The organism is Pseudovibrio sp. POLY-S9, from assembly GCF_001431305.1.
Lineage (GTDB): Bacteria > Pseudomonadota > Alphaproteobacteria > Rhizobiales > Stappiaceae > Pseudovibrio.
The window spans coordinates 27,362-32,835 of record NZ_LCWX01000170.1; the positions used below are offsets into that span (position 1 = coordinate 27,362).

Sequence of the window (5,474 nt, forward strand, 5' to 3'; positions counted from 1 at the left end):
CAGGCTGCCATCAGCGAGTGTGTGCAGAGCCTGTGTATTGCCGGATGGAGCGCAGCCCATGTCAGTCAGCGCTTGCTCGATCGTTTGCTCTTCCAGCTTGCGCATGGACAATTTGCGACATCTGGAGCGAATTGTTGGCAAAAGAGGTCCGGGATTGTGTGAAAGCAGGATAAAGAGCGACTGCTTTGGTGGTTCTTCAAGAATCTTAAGCAGAGCGTTGGCTGCGGACTGGTTCATGTCGTCAGCAGAATCAACAAGGCATATGCGCCAGTTTCCGCCTGCGGCCGTTGATCCAAAGAAGCCTGTGGTCTTACGCACTTCATCAACAGGAAGGTCACGCTTGAAACGCTTTCCTTTCAAGTCCCATGGACGTCGCAAATGCAGAAGGTCTGCATGAGAACCTGCGGCAATCATTTGAGAGCTATGGCTTTCTGGTGGAACGTATAGGCTGTTTGCAGCCATCACCGGCGTAGAAAAGCGGTCCGGGTGCTCCAGTATGAAGCGTGCGAAACGAAATGCCAGTGTGGCTTTGCCGATGCCTTTGGGGCCGCCGAGGATCCATGCATGATGAAACCGCTGCGATCTGTAGGCATCAAGCAGTTCGGTTTCTGCAAGTTCGTGGCCGTATAGGTTGGATTGCTCGCGGGGAAGCGGAAGGCCTTCGACCTCGTCGAACTCAGGGACTTCTTCGATTATGGGAGCTTTCGCCATATTCACTTTTCCCTGATTGCTTACGGACGGGCCGTATCTTGTTTGATTTGCTCTTCAAAGCGGCTTTGGACAGCTTGCCAGATATCCTCAGTCACTTTGTCCTGAGACTGGTCACCATCAATCACAATGATGCGGTCCGGCTCTTTTCGGGCCATCTCCAGAAACATTTCTTGTCTGCGACGATGCGTTTCCAAGGTATCTGTTTCAAAGCGATCCGGGCCATCAAATTCGACAGGAGCGGTACGCTTTGAGACGCGGGTTAAGCCAACTTCAGGCGTCACGTTGATCAGCAAGGTCATGTCTGGATTATGACCTGCGATTGCGACCTGTTGCAAGGCTTCCACTGTTTGCGGAGGAACACCGGATTCGCCCTGATAGACGCGTGAGGAATCGGCAAACCGGTCGCACAGGACCCATTTATCGTCATCTAATGCTGGTTTGATCAGTGTGTCGATATGGTCGGCTCGAGCAGCTGCAAAAAGGACTGCCTCAGCCGTTACACCATAATCTTTTGCAGCGCCAGACAGCAGGACTTCGCGAACGAGTTCAGCGCCTTGAGAGCCGCCCGGTTCACGTGTGGTGATTGCTTCAATGCCTTTGGCCGCGAGTTTGTCGCGCAAGCGCTGAATTTGAGTAGACTTACCGGCGCCCTCGCCGCCCTCAAAACTGATAAAAATACCCGACAACGTCGAACAGGCCTCCAAGACCTACGGAATTCAATAGTTCTGAAATCCGGTGCTAGAACAACTGGTAGAAGAACTCGCCTAGCGCGTCCCAAGCACGGCCTTGCAGGTCTCCCATGGCTACATCCTCTCCTGTAACCAGTGTTGCCCGATAAATCACGTCATTTTTGGAAAGAACCTGCAGTTCTCCAACTTCCATTCCCTCTTTAATCGGTGCGGGTATGGGGCCTTTGTAAACAACGCGCAGTTGATATTTGTCTTTTTCGTTGGGATTGATAAGCGTTGCTACGGCATCATTTGTCTTCAAGGAGACTGTTGTTCTTTTGCCGCCATACACTTGTGCATCGCTGACAAGATCACCTTTGCGGTAAAACTGTTCGAGCTTAAGACCGGAAAAGGATGGCAGCAATAAAGTTTTCATGTCCTGAACACGGTCTTGCATCGTCGGGGATGCTGCAATAGCGGCTACATAGCGACGACCGTTGCTGTCGAGTGTTCCAAGTGCTGCAAAACCTTCTCTCTCAGAGAAGCCAGCTCCGAACCCGTCCAGTCCTTCAATATCCCGAATGAGCGGGTTTTTGTTGCGCTGTGTGATTTTGTTCCAGGTATAGCGGTCCATGGAAAACACAGAATGCAGTTCAGGCTCATGTTCCAGGACATACGCCGCCAAGATTGTCAGGTCTTCCAGTGTCGTTTTATGGTTCTCGTCAGGGAAACCCGTCGGATTGGTGAAATTAGAGTTTTCCATACCAATAGACTTGGCAAGCTTGTTCATTTCCCGCGCAAAGTTGGCTTCACTGCCCGCCAGTCCCTCTGCCAGAATGATTGCGGCATCGTTCGCGCTTTGAACGATGAGGCCATACATTAGATCATTCACGGGGACAGAGGAGTTCAGGCGTGCAAACATGGTGGTAACGCGCGCTGGAGCCCCGCCTGTCCGCCATGCATGTTCACTGACCTTGAATGTGGTTTGCGGCGTAATATCACCGGCATGCAGTGCCTGCTGCACTGTTACGGCGGTCATGAGCTTGGTTAGATTTGCCGGCGCAAGCAGAACCTGAGAGTTTTTAGAGAAGATCAATGACTTGTTGGAGAAGTCGTAAAGCGTCGCAGCTTTGGCTTTTATCTCAACAGCATGAGTTGCTGGAGATACGAGTAGTGCGCAGAATACGATTGCCGTAGCCGCTGAGAATCTCCAGCAATCAGGAGATAGCCAACGCTTAAAGTTGCTTCGAGATTTATGCTGTTTGCACTTCTGCCACCCAACCTGCACGCCTGCGTCTCCCTGAATGTTTTTAGAGAGGCTATGCTACGCCCCATCCCCTAAAACAAACACTAACGCAGGTCAGCAGACTGGGTAAAGCCGTTTAAAACTAAATGACTTAGTGTTTTTGGCCAGTACGAGATTGCAGTAAGTTCTTCAAACCAGTTCCACCTGAAAATGATTTAAATGCCTCATGCGCATTGTTGAGCCTTTGCTGTGACGTATAGGAGGAAACTGCATTTCCGCTCTGAAACGTTGGTGCACTGCCACTTGTTGGTGTTTTGTAAACACCTGAACTTGGTGGTGGAAGGAGTGAGCTGCCAAAGGATGTAGAAACTGGCTGTGCGGCAATCGCAGGTTTGGGCGCATTCGGGTTTGCGTTTGTCGCAAGAGCGCTGTTGATGCGGTTCTTGAAGCTGGATATGGACGCGACTTGTGTCGTGCTCAAGTTACGTTCGTACACCACTGCAGGATCGAGCTGGCTGGAATTGAATGCTAGCACGTTTTGTGCTGCATAAATTGGAGTGTCGTATGGCCTGCTTTTTGGCATTGGAGCCGGACCGGAAATGCGTTTCACAGGATTTGCAAAGGCAAACATGGTCCGAGGTACAGAGTTGCCGCCGTTCCAGTTTCCGCCATTGCCAGAATAAGATGCCAGTAGCTTCTTCTCATCCTGTCCATGAAGAGGTGCGCGGCTGACGTATTCAACACGAACCTTTGCAACGCCGCTGGATTTGGTGCCCAACATTCCAGCAACGCGCTCAGACAGATCAATCACGCGATTATCGTGGAATGGTCCACGGTCATTCACGCGCACAATCATGGAGCGGCCATTTTGCAGGTTTGTCACCTTAGCATAGCTTGGCAGAGGCATTGTTGGATGTGCCGCTGTCAGCGCATTGCGATCAAAGATTTCGCCGTTTGCTGTTTTGCGGCCATGGAAGGTTGGGCCATACCATGATGCCTTACCGGTTTTCTTGTAGTTATCGTCCCTTTTGGGATAATACCACTTGCCAGCCACTTTATACGGCTTACCGACAACAGCGCGCCCGCCTCCTTTGGGAACTGGCTTAGTGCCTTTCACCACACGAGGACTTGCAGCCACGCCGTACTTCTTTTCGCTGAACTTCACTTTGTCTGTGCCGCCACCACAGGCTGCAATACCTGCGCACAAGGCAACTACAGATATGCTGGTCGCTACACGTTTGATCGTTTCGGGAGCTGGTGCTTTCACCGAATAGCCCCAATTCAGTAAAGAAGTCATACCGTTGTTACTCACTACATGTTCGGCACTGACGGATTTCAGTCTGGTTGAGCAAAAACACCAGAGCTCACTACAAACTGAACCAATATTAAAAAGATAGCCGATAAACCTTAACCGAATCCGATCAAAATGTCTCCACAAGAAAGAGAGTTTCTTGTCAAGGCTAACTTACTTAGGGGAAATAGCGGTTTTGGCGGGACTGTTTGATTCCGCTGTGAAAAAAATAAATTCAGGCTGTGGAACAAGTTTTTCGCCGGCTTGACTTTGGAGGCCGCATGAACCAAATAGAGCCCACACCACACAGCCGGAGAGGTGGCAGAGTGGTTGAATGCACTGGTCTTGAAAACCAGCGGGCGTGGAAGCGTCTCGTGGGTTCGAATCCCACCCTCTCCGCCATCTATCTTTATGATAGATAAGCAAAAAGAGCCCACCTTTATGGTGGGTTTTTTGTTGTCCGGAATCTGAAAATTGACTTCCAGATTAGACTGTTTCCCATAAAACCTGCCTGATTTCACTCTCCATACGGCCTGTTGCAGGTTGCGCTTACATTCTGAATGGCTAAAGAGCACATCCGCGAGATCTGCTGAATGGACAGCTGAATATAGCGACGTCAGACTGTTATTTTCTCTATGGGGATTTTTACATGAAGCGATTTATTTTAGCTGGTGCCTTCACCTGCTTGTTTGTGTTGCCTGTTGCTGCGCAGACGGCTGAGGAGAGGATCAAAGAAATTTTTCTCGTCGATACTATGGATAATTTTTGTGATATCGGCATCAATCACCAGCGGACACTGGATTACATTCGAAACAATAAGCTCAAAGCGACACCGCACTATATTGTGCTGGTTCAGGAAAGTATTCAACTTGCTGGAGAAGTGCAGCACACACTGGAAGATGCAGAGGAAGATGCGAACGGGGTTGTATGTATCCAACTGAGTGAGCGAGCAAAAGAGCTGGGCCTGGTGGCCAAGTGATCTGGAAACCCCATGTATAATTTCATAGAAAAAGAGCTGCAATTTTGTAATCGCAGCTCTTTGTGTATTTTGAGTAAGTTGTATTTTTAGCCTTGGTGGATCATTGCTGCAGCCATCAAGCGATAGGTGATCTGAGCTGCTGTGAAGTCCCATGCAGCATTTCCATCTGGTGCCAGTTCAACCACGTCAAGGCCAACGCATTTACGACCCTTTAGCGCATGCTCTACCAGATGCAAGGATTGGTAATATCCAAGACCTCCAGGCACAGGTGTGCCGGTTGCTGGCATTTGAGAGGGATCGAGACCATCTACATCAAAGGAGATGTAGATGTGTTCCGGGAAATCCTCAGGTAGATCGACAGCATGCAATCCTTTGGTGACCAACTCTTCAGCATCGACAAAGAAAACTTTGTTGTCTTTCCGGCTGTCTACTTCTTGCTGGCAGAGTGCGCGTACGCCGAATTGTGCGAGGGAGTTCCCCTCTTCTACCAGGAGGTTCATGACAGATGCGTGGGAGTGTTTTTCGCCTTGGTAAGCGATACGCAGGTCAGCGTGTGCATCCACCTGTACAATGCCAACC

The 5,474-nt window shown here is 50.0% G+C and carries 6 protein-coding genes and 1 tRNA gene; 2 read left to right on the forward strand and 5 right to left on the reverse strand.

The features are described from left to right. The 4 genes from PPL9_RS33425 to PPL9_RS17460 all read right to left on the reverse strand — a co-directional run. The coding region (locus tag PPL9_RS33425; RefSeq protein ID WP_208989448.1) for a DNA polymerase III subunit delta' at positions 1–711 on the reverse strand (711 nt) is incomplete at its 3' end. A gap of 20 nt (positions 712–731) precedes the next feature. Next, complete coding sequence (gene tmk, locus PPL9_RS17450) at positions 732–1,397, reverse strand: dTMP kinase (RefSeq protein ID WP_057463896.1); 666 nt, start codon at positions 1,395–1,397, stop codon at positions 732–734. Between the two features lie 52 nt (positions 1,398–1,449). Continuing rightward, positions 1,450–2,667, reverse strand: coding sequence for a D-alanyl-D-alanine carboxypeptidase family protein (locus tag PPL9_RS17455; RefSeq protein ID WP_208989449.1), 1,218 nt, complete (start codon positions 2,665–2,667; stop codon positions 1,450–1,452). Positions 2,668–2,776: 109 nt separating this feature from the next. Continuing rightward, the gene (locus PPL9_RS17460; RefSeq protein WP_057463897.1) at positions 2,777–3,922 is read right to left on the reverse strand and encodes a septal ring lytic transglycosylase RlpA family protein; all 1,146 of its coding nucleotides are present in this window, start codon (positions 3,920–3,922) and stop codon (positions 2,777–2,779) included. Between the two features lie 306 nt (positions 3,923–4,228). Between PPL9_RS17460 and PPL9_RS17465 the strand changes: the two genes are divergently transcribed. Continuing rightward, positions 4,229–4,318 (forward strand) — tRNA-Ser (locus PPL9_RS17465). Positions 4,319–4,565: 247 nt separating this feature from the next. After that, the gene (locus PPL9_RS17470) at positions 4,566–4,895 is read left to right on the forward strand and encodes a hypothetical protein (protein ID WP_057463898.1); all 330 of its coding nucleotides are present in this window, start codon (positions 4,566–4,568) and stop codon (positions 4,893–4,895) included. A gap of 86 nt (positions 4,896–4,981) precedes the next feature. Here PPL9_RS17470 and PPL9_RS33430 read toward each other — a convergent pair. Beyond that, positions 4,982–5,474: arginase family protein (locus PPL9_RS33430; RefSeq protein WP_208989450.1), on the reverse strand; the 493-nt coding region annotated here is incomplete at its 5' end.